Origin of the sequence: Corallococcus caeni (assembly GCF_036245865.1) — a bacterium.
Classification (GTDB): domain Bacteria; phylum Myxococcota; class Myxococcia; order Myxococcales; family Myxococcaceae; genus Corallococcus; species Corallococcus caeni.
Window position 1 is genome coordinate 629947 of record NZ_BTTW01000002.1, and the last position, 14394, is coordinate 644340.

Here is a 14394-nt window from a genome sequence, read left to right on the forward strand (position 1 = left end):
TCACGGCGTGCGGCTGCGGACCGTCTGCTCGTCCCGGGGCACGTCCGCGTACCCGGTCATCTCCAGGTAGCCGCGCCCCTGTACGGGCTGGCCCTCGCGCGTGCCGTCCACGGACACCGCGCCCTCCCAGTAGCGCACCAGCACCGGCAGCTCCTGGTCCGGGAGCTTCGGCGTCACGGTCAGCTCCAGGGACACCTTCGGGACCTGGACGCGCCAGCCCGCCGGGTACTCGCCGCCGCGCGGGCTCTTCCAGGTGCCGCGCCGCTCCAGCTTCATGTCCTCCGCGGACAGGTGCACGGCCTCCCCGGTCGCGGGGACGTACGTGCCCGCGCTGAACGGATCCTTCGTCCCGTCCTTCTTGCGCAGCTGGTAGAGCATCAGCTCGCTGCCGTCGGAGAGCTGGAGCGCGAACCAGTCCCAGCCCACCTGGTCCCCGCTCAGCGCGCTGGTGCTCCACTCGCGGTCCATCCAGCTCTCGCCCCGCACCTGCACCGTCTGACCGTCCACCGACACCGTGCCCCGCGAAGGCATGCGTGGCATCGAGTAGTAATAGGACGCGTTGCCCCGCCCCGGCCCCTTCTGGCTCAATCCCTTGTCACCCTGGAGCACCGGCGGCTTTCCCTCGTCCAGCGTCAGCTCCAGCGTCACGCCGTCGCCCTGCGCGCGCAGGTGCATGGGCCACGTGCCGCCCGTGCCCTCGCTGCGCACGTCCCAGTCCTGAAGCCAGACATGGAAGGGCGCTCCGTCCGCGCCCGCCAGTCCCTGCGCCGCGCGGCTGAAGCGCTCGGTGACGTGGAACCGCCCGGCGCTCACGTCCGTCAGCGTGAAGTGCCCCATGAACACCTGCCGCGTGCCCCAGCCGGACTCCCGCCGCGGCTTCTCTGGCGACAAGGCGCTGCGGAACAGCGTGAACTGGTAGCCGAAGGCGCGTCCGTCCTGCGTCTCCAGGTTGCCCGTCCAGTACCACCACTCGGTGCGGAAGTCGGGGTGGGGGCCGTGGTCCTCCGGGAAGTGGAAGGGCCGGGGCTCCATCGCGCGCGCGTAGCCCTCCATGCTTCCGTTGCCGCCCATCGCGGACGCGACCGTCATGCCACCCGCGTTCGCGGGTCCGGTGTCCTCCGTGTCCCGCAACACCACGCCCACCGCCACGCCCAGCGCGGCGAGCACCAGCACCACCCCGATGACGAGTCCCCGCCCCATGCTCACTCCTCCCGCAGCGCCATGGCCGGGTTCGCCCGCGCCATGCGCCACGCCGGGTACAGCCCCGCCAGCGCCGCCGCCACCAATGCCAGCACCAGCGCCTGCAACACCACACCGGGCGCCACCACCAGCTGCAACGTCCACCCGAACGAGCGCTGGTTGATGACGTGCACCAGCACGTACGCCAACGCCAGGCCCAGCGGGATGGAGAACAACCCCGCGAGCAAACCCAGCAGGCCCGTCTGCAAGGACACCATGCCCCACAGCTGTCCCGGCGTGAGCCCCGTCGCGCGCAGCACCGCGAACTCGCGCGCCCGCTCCAGTTGCAACGACATCAGCGCGCTCAGCACGCCCACGAACGCGACGCCAATCGCAAGCAGCCGCAGCACCTGCGTGATGGTGAAGGTGCGGTCGAACACCTCCATGGAGGCCTGCCGCAGCGCCCGGTTCGCGCGCACGTTCAAGGCCTGCTCACCGCCCGCACGGTCCCGCACCTTGGCGACCAGTTCGTCCACGTCCTGTCCGGGCGCGGCGAAGAGGGACAGGCCGGACACGCCCCGGTCCTCGTACCAGTGCTCATACGTGGCGCGCGGCATCAGCACCGTGCCCACGTCCGAGCCATAGTCGAAGTACACGCCCGCCACGCGGAAGTCGTGCGGTCCCTTGTCCGTCGCGACGCGCAGCGTGTCGCCCGCGTGCACGTCCCGGTGGAACGCGAAGGGCTCCGACACGATGAGCGCATCGGGTGACGCCTCCAGCTGCCGCCACACGTCCTCCGCGCGCCCTTCCTTGAAGCGGTACGTCCGCTCATGTCCCTTCGCGAAGTCCACCGCCAGCAGGTCCGTGTCCACGTCGTTGATACGCACGTGGATGACCCGGATGGAGCCGCTCGCCTCGACGCCCGGGGTGGACCGCAGCTTCTCCGCGAGCCCCGGCACCAGCGAGGAGTCCCCGCGCCGCGCCACCAGCGACGGCGGTGACACGAACACGTCCGCTTGCAACGCGGACTCCAGCCACGCGGCCACCGTGCCCCGGAAGCTGGACACCATCAGGCCCACGCCCACCGTCGTCGCCACCGCGACCATCAGCGCCGCCAGCGCCACCGCCGTGCGCGACAGGCTCGCCGTCACGCCGCGCGCCGCCATGCGTCCCAGCGGACCGAACAGCGCGCCCAGGGGCCGTGCCGACGCCACCGTCAGCTTCTCCGTCACCCAGGGCACCAGCAGCGCGCTGCCCAGCAGTACAGCAAAGAGCCCCGCGTACGCGGGCAGCAGGGCCTGCGTGGGCCACGCGAGCACCGCCGCCGCGACGGCCAGGATGCTCAACCCCAGCACCGCCAGCCGGGGCGCCCGGTTGCGCGACACGTCCTCCACCGTCGAGCGCCGCAGCGCCGTCACCGGGGCCGCCCTCGCTGCCTCCCATGCGGGCACCAGCGCCGCGAGCACCGTCGCGCCCAGGCCCAGGCTCAGGCCCTTGATGAGCGTGAACGGCTCCAATGACAGACGCCGCACGTTCACCACGAAGTACAGGTCATTGATGGTGCGGGTGATGAGGCCCACCAGGCCGCTGGCCATCAGGATGCCCAGGAGCAGCCCCGCCGCGGTGCCCACGATGCCCAGCATCAGGGCCTCCCCCAGCACCAGCGCGAACAGTTCGCCGCGCGTCACGCCCACCGCGCGCAGCCGGCCCAGCATCCCGCGCCGCTGCACCACGGAGAACGTCATCGTGTTGTAGATGAGGAACATCCCCACCACGAGCGCCAGCAGCGACAGCGCGGTGAGGTTGGTGCGGAACGCCCGCGTCATCTGCTCCACCGTGCCCGCGCGTCCGGAGGTCTGCACCAGCTCCGCGCCCGGCGGCAGCGCGGCCCTGAGCGTCGCGGCCTGCGCCTCTCCGCCCTTCAAGCGCAGGTCCACGCGCGTCAGCCGGCCCTCCATCCCCAGCACCTCCTGCGCGGTGGAGATGTCCGCGATGAGCAGCGACTCCAGCGCGCGCTCCGTCGTCTCCTGCGCCGGCGTCAGCAGGGCCGACACGCGCAGCTCCCGCCGCAGCCCCGTCACCATCACCGGCAGCGTGTCCCCGGCCTTCACGCCCAGGGCCCGCGCCGTCTTCGCGCCCATCACCACCGTGCCGGGTTGGGTGAGCAGCGCGCCCACGTCGCCCACCGCGCCCCCGGTGGAGAAGTCCCGGAAGGGTCCTTCCGCGAACGGATCCAACCCCAGCAGCGTGAGCGTGCGGTGGTTGCCGCCCTCCACCTGCACGAAGCCCTGCACCACGGGAGCCGCGTCGGGCGCGTCCGGCCGCAGCTTCAGCGCCGTGTAGACGCCCTCCGGCAGGCCGGACGTACCGCCGATGAGCTGATGCGTGGCGCGGCCCGCGACGACGTCCGTGGATTGCTCGAAGGCGCGCAGCGCGCTGCCGCTCGCCAGGTCGATGGACACCACCACGGCCACGCCCATCGCGATGCCCAGGAGCGACAGCGCCGTGAGCCACGGGTGTCCGCCCAGGTGCCGCAGGCTGGAGCGCGCGAGCAGCGTCCTCATGACGTCGTCCCCCGGCCGCGCCCGCCGGGGCGGTCCACCAGCCGTCCATGCTCCAGGGTCAGCACGCGGTCCGCGCGCGCCGCCATCGCGGGCTCGTGCGTGACGATGAGCGCGCAGGCGTTGCCCTGCCGCGTGAGCCCCTCCAGCAGGTCCAGCACCTGTCCGCCCGTCTCCTCGTCCAGGTTGCCCGTGGGCTCGTCCGCCAGGAGCAGCGGCGGGGCGTGGGCCAGCGCTCGTGCCACCGCCACGCGTTGCTGCTCGCCGCCGGACAGGCGGTCCGGGAAGCTGTTCGCGCGGGCACCCAACCCCACACGTCCCAGCAGCTCCCGCGCCCGCGCGCTGGCCTCCGCGCTGGAGCGGCCGAGCAGCTCCAGCGGCAGCCGCACGTTCTCCTCCACCGTCAGCGTGGGCAGCAGGTTGAAGGCCTGGAAGATGAAGCCGATGCGCTCGCGGCGCAGCAGCGTGCGGTCGCGCTCCGGGAGGCGCCCCAGGTCGCGGCCCTCCACCAGGATCTCGCCGTGCGTCGCCTGGTCGATGCCGCTGATGAGGTTGAGCAGCGTGGACTTGCCGGAGCCGCTGCGGCCCAGCAGCACCACGAACTCGCCCCGGTGCAGGGCGAGCGACGTGCCGGAGAGCACCTCGCGCACGGAATCGCCTTCCGCGTAGGACTTGGTGACGGCGCGCAGTTCGACGAGGGGCCGCGAATCAGGAGGAGAGGAAGGCATGCCGGGCATCCGACATAGCCGATGCCCGGCGCCCGGGAGCGTTTCCGCGCCCGCCGGAACGGATGCCCGCTACTGGACGCCAGCAGCGCCAGGGAGCGCTCAGCCCATGACACCTGGCAGGTTGGCTGGGTTGCTTTTCGTGCCATGCGGCACGTCCGGGTGTTTGATGGCCACCTCTTCTCGCCGGAAGGCCCTGCCTTCCGCCGGGGTGGGGGGGGCTATACACATGAAAGATGCCCAAGCCGGGTGGGTGGCGGCGCCCGGCGGCGTGCCCCCGCGGCTGCATGAGCTGCTTCAACAGCTCCCCGCCTTCTTCGGCCTCTATCGCGGCCCCGTCCACCTCATCGAGTTCAGCACCTCCACGCGCCTGACGCTGCTCGACACGCGCGGCCAGGTGGGCCTGCCGCTGCGCGAGGCCTGCCCCCTGCTGGAAGGCCCCGGCTGGCACGAGGCTTGGGACCGCGTCTTCACCACCGGAGAGGCATTGCACCTGCGCGAGGCGTCCGCCCGCGCACGCCCCACCGACGAGGAGCTCTTCTTCAACCTCTCCCTGCTGCCGCGCCGCGATGCGCGAGGCCAGGTGGAGGGCGTGCTCGCGTTCGCGGTGGACGTGACGGAGCTCGTGCGCATGCGCCGCGCCGCGTGGACCACCGCGGCCTGGCGCACCGAACGCCTTCAGGCGATGACCGCCGCGCTCTCCGAAGCGCTCACCCCCGCGCAGGTGGTGGAGGTGGCCGCGCGCGAAGGCGCCCTCGCGATGGGCGCCCTCACCGGCCTGGTGGTGGTCCCCGTGGGAGCGGCCCTGGACGTCTTCGAGCGCGCCGCCGCGCATGGCTTCTCCCCAGGGGAGCTGGAGGGCTGGCAGCGCTTCGAGGTCTCCGCCACGTGCCCCCTCACGGACGTGACGCGCACGCGCGAGCCCTGCGCGCTGGGCTCGTGGGCGGAGTGCCTGGCGCGCTACCCGCGCCTCGCGCAGCTGTCATTGGAGCGGACCCTGGCGGCGTGGGCCTCGGTGCCGCTGGTGAGCGGCGGGCGCGTGTTCGGCGCGCTGGGTCTGGGCTTCGGCGACGCGCGCGACTTCGACGCGGCGGAGCACGCCTTCCTGCTGACGGTGGGCCGGCTGTGCGCGCAGGCGCTGGACCGGGCGCGGCTGTACGACGAGGAGCGCGCGGCCCGGAGCGCCGCGGAGGCCGCCAGCCGCGCCAAGGACGCGTTCCTCGCCACGGTGTCCCATGAGCTGCGCACGCCGCTCACGTCCATCCTCGGCTGGTCGCAGATGCTGCGGCAGGGCCTGCTGGCGGAGGACAAGCGCCAACGCGCGGTGGAGGCCATCGAGCGCAACGCCCGCGCGCAAAGACAGCTCATCGAGGACCTGCTCGACATCAGCCGCATCGCCAACGGCCGGCTGCGCCTGGAGCGGGTGCCGCTGGAGCTGGGCAGCGTGGTGGAGGCGGCGCTGGACGCCGTCAGGCCCACGGCGCTCGCGCGCGAGTTGCAGCTCACCGTCTCCGTGGACGCGGACGGCGTGCCGCTGTCCGGCGACCCGGACCGCTTGCAGCAGGTGGTGTGGAACCTGCTCTCCAACGCCATCAAGTTCACCCCCCACGGCGGCCACGTGACGGTGTCCGCGCGCACGCGCGACGAAGGCGCGGAGCTGGTGGTGCGCGACGACGGCGAGGGCATCCCGCCCGACTTCCTGCCGCTCCTCTTCCAGCGCTTCCAGCAGGCGGACACCGGCGTGAGCCGACAGCACGGCGGCCTGGGCCTGGGCCTGTCCATCGTGCGGCACCTGGTGGAGCTGCACGGCGGCTCGGTGACGGCCGCGAGCGAAGGCCTGGGGAAGGGCGCCACGTTCACCGTCCTGCTGCCCTGCTCGCGCGTGGGCACGGCGCCGGGCTCCTCGCGCGAGCCGCGCCCCGTGGAGGGCCTGACGCTGCCGCGCTTCCCGGAGCTGGAGGGCCAGCGCGTGCTGGTGGTGGATGGCCAGCCGGACGCGCGCGAGTGGATGTCCGTGCTGCTCACCCGCGTGGGCGCGCACGTGCTCACCGCCACCAACGTCACCGACGCCATGGACGAGGTGCGCCGCTCTCCGCCCACGGTGCTGGTGACGGACGTGACGCTGGCCGGCGAGGACGGCTATTCGCTCCTGTACCGGCTGCGCGCGCTGCCGTGGGAGGCCGGAGGCGGCGTGCCCGCGCTCGCCGTCACCGCCGCCGCGCGCCGCGAGGACCGCGACCGGGCCCTGCGCGCGGGCTTCAGCGCCTTCGTCACCAAGCCGCTGGACGCGGTGGAGCTGCTCACGGCGGTGGCGCGTCTTGCGCCGGCCCCTCCGGCCAGCTCCTGAAGTCGTCGTCCCGTCCCGAAGGCTGGAGGAAGTCCCCCACCTCCTGGGCCAGCCGGGCCCCGCACACGTCGCGCGGGATGATGTGGAAGCCCTCCGGATACGCCACCAGCCGCACCGCCGGGGACGCCGTCATCCGCCGCGCCAGCCAGCGTCCGCCCTCCGGATCCACCACGTGGTCCTGCTCCGCGGTGGCCACCAGCACCGGGCAGCGCACCCGGGACGCGTCCACCACCGCCAGGTCCTGAAGGGTGCACAGGTCGCGCAGCCGGGCCACCGGGAACGCGGGCAGCACGGGCGCCTGGGCCAATGTCTTCGGGTCGGAGATGTCCGTGCCGCCCTTGTCCACCCACGGCGTCGTCCACTCGAGCAGCGGCGTGCGGCACAGCTGGCGCACCAGCGCCATGCGCGCACCCCGGAAGCGGATGGCGGGCGCCACCAGCGCGAGCGCGTGCACGGCCTCCGGCTGATGCGCGGCCAGCCGCAGCGCCAGCAGCGCGCCCATGGACAGTCCTGCGACGAACACGCGGCGGTACCCGGAGAGCGAGGCCAACGCTTCGTCCGCGCACGCCTGCCAGTCGCGGTAGTCCACGTCCAGCATCGCCTCCGGCGTGGTGCCGTGGCCCGGGAGCCGGGGCGCCACGACGCGCATGCCCCGCGCCGCCAGGGCCTCCCCTAGAGGGCGCACCTCCCACGGGCTGCCGGTGAAGCCATGCAGGAGCAGGCAGGCGTCCGGCCCCCGCCCCAGCGCGAAGGGCGCGGTGGACTCCCCGTCGATGTCCCGCCAGCGCGTGCTCACCGGGAGGACACTGGCCACGACGGGCCCCAGGCGCTATGCCGCCTGCCTCATGGCGGACACTCCGACGAAGCCCCCCGAAGTGCAGCTCCAGGTGCAGATGACCGAAGAGGTCTCCAATGGCCAGTACAGCAACCTGGCCCTGGTGAACCACACGGACTCGGAGTTCGTCCTGGACTTCCTCTACGTGCAGCCGCAGCAGCCCCTGGCCCGCGTGCGCTCGCGCATCATCACCAGCCCGCGCCACTTGAAGCGCCTGCTGAAGGTCCTCCAGGACAACGTGCAGCACTACGAAGCCCGCTTCGGCCCCATCCCCCTGGGCGAGGACGAAGGCCCCCGGCACTGAGGGGCGGGTCTCCAGGGACTTTCCTGGCGGCCGTTCCCGGCGCACACTGCGCGGCACCGTGTTCCGCGCCCTCGTGTTCGCCGCTGCCCTGTTGTCCGCCGCCACCGCCTCCGCCCAGTGCACGGGGGATGGCGTGCAGCTGTATCCCGCGCCCGGGGGCATCGTCCCCACCAACATGCGCCTCCTGCTGGAGGGCGTGGGCACCGCGAAGTCGCCGGTGCTGGGGCTGGTGGGCAAGCCGCTGAAGCTGGTCTCCACCGACCACGAGGTGAAGCTCAAGGTCACCAAGGGCTGGGAGAGCAGCCTGGGCCGCGCCACCGTCATCCTCAAGCTGGCGGAGCCGATGCAGCCCGACAAGCGCTACTTCCTGAACCTGCAGGAGGTGCTCCCCAACGTGTCCCTCCTCAACGGCCAGGTGGGCGCGCAGCCCTCGTGGCTGAGCGGCAAGGGGCCGGACGCCAAGGCCCCCAAGTGGGTGAAGCGCCCCGCCGTGTCGGAGGGCTTCGTGCGCCGCTCGCCCCAGGGCATCGCGCGCTTCGTGAAGCTCAACCTCGCCCTGCGCGAGGAGAGCCCCTCCTTCCTGGTGGTGAAGCTGTCGCCGCGCCGCCTGGGCCTCTCCCCCCAGCAGTACCTGCTGCCCGTGCAGGGCAACACCGCTTATCTGGGCCATGAGGCCTGCGGCGGGGCGTTCTCGCTGGAGGACGGGCGCAGCTACCGCGCGCGCATCGAGGCCTTCGATGCGGCGGGCAACCTGGCGCCGTCGACGCCTCCCGTGGACTTCGAGGCCCCGTCCGCCCAGGGCCCCTAGTAGTGTGTCCGCCCGTTCAACCCACGACAGGGAGACAACGGGCATGACGGCGACGGTGGACGTGGAGGGCTTGAAGGCGCGCATGACCGCCTTCATCCAGAAGCTCCAGGACGACATCTGTGGCGCGCTGGAACAGCTGGACGGCCAGGGCCGCTTCCGCGAGGACGCGTGGACCCGCCCGGGCGGCGGTGGCGGCCGCAGCCGCGTGCTGGAGGAGGGCGCCGTCCTGGAGAAGGCGGGCGTCAACACCTCCATCGTCCACGGCGAGCTGGAGGAGGCCTTCGCGAAGAAGCTCCAGGGCGAGGGGCGCACCTTCTGGGCCGGCGGCCTGTCGCTGGTGCTGCACCCGCGCAGCCCGCACGTGCCCACGGTGCACGCCAACTACCGCTTCATCCAGCAGGGCGGCCGCGCGTGGTTCGGCGGCGGCGCGGACCTGACGCCGTACTACCTGCACGACGAGGACGCGGCCCACTTCCACCGCGTGCACAAGGCCGCGTGCGACGCGCACGACCCCACGTACTACCCGCGCTTCAAGGCCGCGTGCGACCACTACTTCCACCTGCGCCACCGGGGCGAGGCGCGCGGCGTGGGCGGCCTCTTCTTCGAGAACATGGGCGGCGACCTGGAGCGTGAGTTCGCCTTCGTGCAGGCGTGCGGCAACAGCTTCATCCCCGCGTACCTGCCCATCGCGCGGAAGCACAAGGACACGCCGGTGACGGAAGAACAGCGCTTCTGGCAGGAGGTGCGCCGGGGCCGCTACGTGGAGTTCAACCTGGTCTACGACCGGGGCACCATCTTCGGCCTGGAGACGCAGGGGCGCACGGAGTCCATCCTCATGTCGCTGCCGCCTCGCGTGCGCTGGCGCTACGACCACCACCCGGAGCCCGGCACCCCGGAGGCCCGGCTGGTGGAGGTGCTGCGCAACCCCCGGGAGTGGGCCTGATGTCATCGCCTCCGGAGCCCGGCCCCGCGAAAGCGCGCAACACGGGCGTGCGCCTGGGCATCGCCGTCACCGTGTTCGCGGCGATGGCCGCCACCGCCCTGTTCATCACGCAGCTGCCGGCGATGAAGGGCGGCGGGGCCGCGTCCCCGGAGCAGGTGGCCAACGAGGCCCGCATCCAGGTGCTGGCCCTGTGCGACGCGGTGCAGGGCTTCCGCGACGAACACGGCGACTACGTGACCATCGCGCCCTATCCCGTCCCCGTGCCCCAGCGGGGAGAGGCCGTGCCGTTCCCGAAGGACCACGAGGACTTCCGCCGCATCGGCTTCGACCCCGGCCCCACCGTGCACCTGCAGTACGAGGTGCGGGTGGAGGAGAGCCCCGTGGGCGAGCCGGAGGTGTCCTGCCTCGCCCGCGCGGACACGGACGGCGACGGCCTCAACGCCGTCTACCGCATCCGTCTGGATGCCAACGGGATGACGACCCCCGTGCAGGTGGAGCACGAGGGGGAGTAGCCCCCCATGCAACTCCGGGTTCTCGTTGTGAGAGAATCCTGGCAATGGGAAACGTCGGCGACATCCGCGGCCCCCGCGTGGGTGGGAATCAAGGCCCCGGCGGGCCCCGCTCTGGCGGTGGGCCCTCGGGGCCCGCGCCCACGTCGCCGGCCTCTCCGTTCCGCGATGACGGGATGGAGACCTCCACCCCCACCACCTCGCCCGGGGACCGCACCCGCATCGGAGCCCCGCCCGTGGGCCTTCCTCCGGAAGCGGACGGCGGCGCGCCGCTGGAGCCCGGTGAGCAGGGGCTCCCCAGTGGCGAGGCGACGGAGAGCAGCGGCGAAGGTCTGGAGGCCGGCGCCTCCCCGGACGGCGCCAGCGCGGACGGCACGCCCCAGGACGTGGGCGCGCGCTCGCTCCGCGTCGGCGTTCCCAACCGGGGCCCGCTGCCCCCGCGCACCGACAAGGGCGGCGGCACGGCGCGGGCGCCCCGCGCGGACGCCGGCACCGGCTTCGAGTCCTCCGGCACGGCCACCCAGACGCCCCGGCGCAAGGGCGGCGACGGCTTCCGCACGCCCGGCGCGGGCCCCACCACCGCCAGCCCCTACCTGGGCGCGGGCGAGGCGCGCGGGCCGGTGCTGGACGTGGAGTCGCTCATCCCCTCCGACTTGAAGGACCTGGAGGGCCAGCTCGCGGTGGGCAAGCGCTTCGCGTCGGACGGGGCGCTCTTGGCCGCGCAGGTGCGGCCCTCGTCGCTGCCCTCGTCGGACCGGGTGGCCCGCCTGTGGGCCTTCTTCGCCGCGTACGCGGAGGCCGCCGCCTGGCACCCGCCCGCTCCGGAGGGCAGGGCCGCCTTCGCGCAGGCCCTCAAGGACCAGGGCTTCGCCGGGCTCCAGGACGCCCACACCGGGCAGGACGGCGTGGAGGCCGGCCTCTGGGTGATGGACGCGCCCACGCCCGAGGAGGCCCGCGAGCGCGCGGACGCCGTCCGGCTGGAGCCCCCGCCCGACGTGCGCCACTCCGAGCAGGCCGCCCCGCTCACCCCCGGCCTCTACCAGCCCCTTCCGGGGCCCTTCGTGCGCCGGGACGCCCAGGGCCAGCCCCTCCAGAACGACGACCCCCACGACCGCAACCGCACGGACCGGCGGCTGGGCGGCCGGATGTTCTGGAACGTGCTCCACGCCTTCCGGGCCGGTGAGGACACCGAGGACTCCGCCGTCTCCCAGGCCCAGTGGGACCGCATGGTGTTCGGGGCGGTCCTGGCCATGGTGGGCCTGGCGCTGGCCGCCATCGCGCTCGTCAGCTCCCTCTAGGAGCGACGGGCCGCGTCGAAAGCCTTGGGGTTGTCGCGGCCTGTGCTACGGTGCCGCGCACTTGGCCACCGACGACCTCACACTCGTCAAGCGCGTCCGCAGCGGGGACCAGCGCGCCTTCAAGCTCCTCGTCGAGCGTTACCAGCGCAAGGTGTACGCCGTCGCGCTCGGAATGCTGAAGGACAAGGAGGAGGCGATGGACGTCTCCCAGGAGGCGTTCGTCAAGGTCTACAAGTACCTGGACCACTTCAAGGGCGACGCGTCCTTCTACACGTGGCTCTACCGCATCACGTCCAACATCTGCATCGACGTGCTGCGCAAGCGCCGGGGCAGCGGCGAGCCCGTGGAGTTCGACGAGACGCAGGACGTGGACCTGTCCGAGGCCCGCATCGGCGCGCTGGGCAGCCGCCTGGGGACGAACCCCCAGAAGAGCGCCCTGCGCAAGGAGCTGGCGGAGAAGATCCAGGAGGCGCTGGCCACGGTGCCGGAGAAGCACCGCGCCATCCTCCTGCTGCGCGAAATCGAGGGAATGTCCTACGAGGACCTGGCCCGCACGCTGGACATCCCCAAGGGCACGGTGATGAGCCGCCTGTTCCACGCGCGCGCCAAGGTGCAGAAAATCCTGGGGGATTACCTGGAGCTGGACGAAGCCAAGAGCGGGGTGGGCAACGAATGAGGGTGCCAGAAAGGCCTCCTCGAATATCTGTGGGCCCGAGCGCGTCCCCACCGACGAATTCCCACCAGCCCGCAGGGTGAAGAGTATGGCCGGAAATCCCGCGTGTGAGCGTTTCGTACCGCTCCTGTCTCCCTACATCGACGGTGAACTCGCTCCCGGGGAGCGCGTGAACGTGGAGCGGCACCTGGCCGCCTGCCGGGACTGCACGGGCCGCGCGGCGGACCTGCGCGCCGAGTCCGGGCTGCTGCGGGTGGGCCTGGACATGGCGGTGGACGACGTCGACTTCAAGGACTTCGCCCAGAAGGTCATGGCCCGGGTGACGCCGGAGAAGCCGCCCCTCATCGAGCGGCTGCGGCTGGCCCTGTCGGAGATGTTCCTCTACCAGCGCACCGCGATGATCTCGTCGCTGGCCACCGCCGCGGTGGTGCTGCTGGTGGCGCTGCCGCTGGTGCTGCGCGACACCGCGCCGGAGGGCTACGCCGCCGAGCGCATGACGGTGAAGTCCATCCAGTCCTACCAGGGCGCCCGCGTGGCCCCGGTGGTGATGGAGACGGAGGGCGGCGGCTCCATCATCTGGATGGTGGACGAGCAGGAGCAGGCCCCGGAGACCGTGAAGGGCGCCGCCGACGGGCAGAAGAAGCCGGGCGTGACGGAAGGCCAGGAATCGAGCGTGGAGCCGGACGACCAGGGAGGACAGCCGGCGGCGGCTCCGTCCGTCCCGCCGCGGCCCACCGGAGGAGCGCTATGACGAAGCCGACGTGGGCGGTGCTGGCACTGCTGTTCGCCGTGGGCTGGGTGCTGGGGCCGTCGGTGGCCTTCGCCCAGGAGCAGAAGGTGAAGGTCCAGGTGGAGGTGGTGCTGGCCTCCAACAAGGGCACGGTGGTGGACCCGCCGGAGCTGGGCAAGATGAAGGAGGCGTTCCAGAAGCAGAACTTCAGCTTCACGTCCTTCAAGCGCATGTCGCTGGACACGGTGGAGGTGGGCGCCCAGAAGCCCACGGAAGTGAAGCTCCCCAACGGGACGAACGCGTCGCTCCAGCTGCTGGGCATGAAGGACGGCAGCGCCACGCTGCGCGTCATCATCCCGAACCAGTCCTCCGTGGAGGTGGAGCTGGGCCGCCAGGGCGCCGTGTACCAGAAGGCCGGCAAGCACGTGGGCGGCGAGCTCATCCTCGTCCTGGTGCCGCCGTCGAAGTAGCCGTGTGAGCCGTGACGGATGCGCGCCGCCCTCGGGCAGGCGCCGTCCGGTGGAAGCACCCCTCCCTGACGCCTGGATGGCCCCCTCCTTCCCGGGCGGCCCCGCGTCAGGGTCCCGCTGCTCCTGAATCTTCCCTCCTCCTCGCACATCCACCCCTGCGTGGGCGGTGTGCTGGCTGTCCAGGTGTCGGAGCGCTCCGTCCCGCGCCTGACGTGCGCCGGGGTGCGCCTGCGACCGCGGGGCAGGAAAGAGGGCGGAACTACCTGGAGCCGGGCTGAAAGAAAGTCAGTCCTGCCCGCTTCCCACGGCGTGCCTCAGGGTTTCTTCCCTCGGAAAACGCCGGGTTGAGCGACGGCACGGCAGTTGCTCTTGGGTCTGAGGGCAGGACGGGCGGGACGGTGGGCGGGCAGGGCGGCGGGGCGGGGCGGGCAGGACGGGGCGGTACGGGCGGGACGGGGTCGGGGCAGCAAGGCAGGCCGGGGCAGTACGGGCGGGACGGGGTCGGGGCAGCACGGGGCGGTACGGGCGGGACGGGGTCGGGGCAGCAAGGCAGGACGGGGCGGTACGGGCGGGACGGGGTCGGGGCAGCAAGGCAGGACGGGGCGGGACGGGCGGGACGGGGTCGGGGCAGCAAGGCAGGACGGGGCAGGGCGGGTCGGGGCGGTACGGGCGGGACGGGGCAGGGGCAGCACGGCAGGACGGGCGGTACGGGGCGGTACGGCACATCACGCAGACGGGCAGACACTTCATCCTCAGGAGACAAAGACCATGGCGACCAAGACCCAGAAGCAGACCATCCAGCGCAAGGCCCGTCAGATGAAGGCGAAGACGGTCAAGGCCGTGTCCTCCGCTGGCAAGCAGGCGAAGCGCGTGCAGGTGACGCTCGGTGACCTGATCGCCGCGGCCTTCGACACCGTGGGCGGCGAGGCTCGCAAGGTGGCCAAGGTTGTCTCCTCGACCGACATGACGCTGGCGACCGGCAAGCACATTGTCTTCGTGGGGTGATTGCTGC

Annotated in this window: 14 protein-coding genes; 10 read left to right on the plus strand and 4 right to left on the minus strand. The window is 72.5% G+C overall.

Annotated features, from left to right (window positions below; genetic code table 11):
* From AABA78_RS10705 to AABA78_RS10715, 3 genes are read right to left on the minus strand one after another with little or no spacing between them, the layout of a single operon-like run.
* Nucleotides 1–1200 carry a lipocalin-like domain-containing protein gene (locus AABA78_RS10705; protein ID WP_338262866.1) on the minus strand — a complete coding sequence of 400 codons (1200 nt, stop codon included), beginning with the start codon at nt 1198–1200 and terminating at the stop codon, nt 1–3.
* A gap of 2 nt (nt 1201–1202) precedes the next feature.
* Nucleotides 1203–3743: an ABC transporter permease gene (locus AABA78_RS10710; RefSeq protein WP_338262867.1), complete on the minus strand. Its 2541-nt coding sequence runs from the start codon at nt 3741–3743 to the stop codon at nt 1203–1205.
* Nucleotides 3740–4468: an ABC transporter ATP-binding protein gene (locus AABA78_RS10715; protein WP_338262868.1), complete on the minus strand. Its 729-nt coding sequence runs from the start codon at nt 4466–4468 to the stop codon at nt 3740–3742. The genes AABA78_RS10710 and AABA78_RS10715 overlap by 4 nt, the downstream gene beginning before the upstream one ends.
* Before the next feature lie 226 nt (nt 4469–4694).
* Here AABA78_RS10715 and AABA78_RS10720 point away from each other — a divergent pair, with 226 nt between their 5' ends.
* Nucleotides 4695–6812: a hybrid sensor histidine kinase/response regulator gene (locus AABA78_RS10720; protein ID WP_338262869.1), complete on the plus strand. Its 2118-nt coding sequence runs from the start codon at nt 4695–4697 to the stop codon at nt 6810–6812.
* On the opposite strand, the gene AABA78_RS10725 is transcribed toward AABA78_RS10720, so the two are convergent.
* Nucleotides 6766–7587: an alpha/beta hydrolase gene (locus AABA78_RS10725; protein WP_338263584.1), complete on the minus strand. Its 822-nt coding sequence runs from the start codon at nt 7585–7587 to the stop codon at nt 6766–6768. The genes AABA78_RS10720 and AABA78_RS10725 overlap by 47 nt on opposite strands.
* A 70-nt stretch (nt 7588–7657) precedes the next feature.
* Here AABA78_RS10725 and AABA78_RS10730 point away from each other — a divergent pair, with 70 nt between their 5' ends.
* The 9 genes from AABA78_RS10730 to AABA78_RS10770 all read left to right on the plus strand — a co-directional run bounded on the left by AABA78_RS10730 (nt 7658) and on the right by AABA78_RS10770 (nt 14387).
* On the plus strand, nt 7658–7951 hold the full coding sequence (locus AABA78_RS10730) for a DUF3467 domain-containing protein (RefSeq protein WP_338262870.1): 294 nt from the start codon (nt 7658–7660) through the stop codon (nt 7949–7951).
* 58 nt (nt 7952–8009) lie between these two features.
* Nucleotides 8010–8759 carry a hypothetical protein gene (locus AABA78_RS10735; RefSeq protein ID WP_216623148.1) on the plus strand — a complete coding sequence of 250 codons (750 nt, stop codon included), beginning with the start codon at nt 8010–8012 and terminating at the stop codon, nt 8757–8759.
* A gap of 43 nt (nt 8760–8802) precedes the next feature.
* The gene (gene hemF, locus AABA78_RS10740; RefSeq protein ID WP_171418124.1) at nt 8803–9702 is read left to right on the plus strand and encodes an oxygen-dependent coproporphyrinogen oxidase; all 900 of its coding nucleotides are present in this window, start codon (nt 8803–8805) and stop codon (nt 9700–9702) included.
* Entirely contained in the window at nt 9702–10214 is a 513-nt protein-coding gene (locus tag AABA78_RS10745; protein ID WP_338262872.1) for a hypothetical protein, read from the plus strand. Before hemF ends, AABA78_RS10745 begins: the two co-directional genes overlap by 1 nt.
* Nucleotides 10215–10387: 173 nt before the next feature.
* Nucleotides 10388–11509, plus strand: a complete 1122-nt coding sequence (locus tag AABA78_RS10750) for an Immediate early protein ICP0 (RefSeq protein WP_338262873.1) — start codon at nt 10388–10390, stop codon at nt 11507–11509.
* A gap of 61 nt (nt 11510–11570) precedes the next feature.
* Complete coding sequence (locus AABA78_RS10755; protein ID WP_120530574.1) at nt 11571–12185, plus strand: sigma-70 family RNA polymerase sigma factor; 615 nt, start codon at nt 11571–11573, stop codon at nt 12183–12185.
* Between the two features lie 85 nt (nt 12186–12270).
* On the plus strand, nt 12271–12933 hold the full coding sequence (locus AABA78_RS10760; protein ID WP_338262874.1) for an anti-sigma factor family protein: 663 nt from the start codon (nt 12271–12273) through the stop codon (nt 12931–12933).
* A complete protein-coding gene (locus AABA78_RS10765) occupies nt 12930–13382 on the plus strand; it encodes a hypothetical protein (RefSeq protein WP_171422125.1) in 453 nt (150 codons plus the stop codon). The genes AABA78_RS10760 and AABA78_RS10765 overlap by 4 nt, the downstream gene beginning before the upstream one ends.
* A 768-nt stretch (nt 13383–14150) precedes the next feature.
* Nucleotides 14151–14387 carry a chaperonin gene (locus AABA78_RS10770; RefSeq protein ID WP_171438659.1) on the plus strand — a complete coding sequence of 79 codons (237 nt, stop codon included), beginning with the start codon at nt 14151–14153 and terminating at the stop codon, nt 14385–14387.
* The last annotated feature ends 7 nt before the right edge of the window (nt 14388–14394 follow it).

Bases quoted from the DNA above. Each gene is read 5' to 3' on its own strand.
- hemF (WP_171418124.1), top strand. From the start codon at position 8,803: ATGACGGCGACGGTGGACGTGGAGGGCTTGAAGGCGCGCATGACCGCC.
- AABA78_RS10720 (WP_338262869.1), top strand. From the start codon at position 4,695: ATGAAAGATGCCCAAGCCGGGTGGGTGGCGGCGCCCGGCGGCGTGCCC.
- AABA78_RS10770 (WP_171438659.1), top strand. From the start codon at position 14,151: ATGGCGACCAAGACCCAGAAGCAGACCATCCAGCGCAAGGCCCGTCAG.
- AABA78_RS10745 (WP_338262872.1), top strand. From the start codon at position 9,702: ATGTCATCGCCTCCGGAGCCCGGCCCCGCGAAAGCGCGCAACACGGGC.
- AABA78_RS10705 (WP_338262866.1), bottom strand. From the start codon at position 1,200: ATGGGGCGGGGACTCGTCATCGGGGTGGTGCTGGTGCTCGCCGCGCTG.
- AABA78_RS10730 (WP_338262870.1), top strand. From the start codon at position 7,658: ATGGCGGACACTCCGACGAAGCCCCCCGAAGTGCAGCTCCAGGTGCAG.
- AABA78_RS10750 (WP_338262873.1), top strand. From the start codon at position 10,388: ATGGAGACCTCCACCCCCACCACCTCGCCCGGGGACCGCACCCGCATC.
- AABA78_RS10760 (WP_338262874.1), top strand. From the start codon at position 12,271: ATGGCCGGAAATCCCGCGTGTGAGCGTTTCGTACCGCTCCTGTCTCCC.
- AABA78_RS10710 (WP_338262867.1), bottom strand. From the start codon at position 3,743: ATGAGGACGCTGCTCGCGCGCTCCAGCCTGCGGCACCTGGGCGGACAC.
- AABA78_RS10765 (WP_171422125.1), top strand. From the start codon at position 12,930: ATGACGAAGCCGACGTGGGCGGTGCTGGCACTGCTGTTCGCCGTGGGC.
- AABA78_RS10715 (WP_338262868.1), bottom strand. From the start codon at position 4,468: ATGCCTTCCTCTCCTCCTGATTCGCGGCCCCTCGTCGAACTGCGCGCC.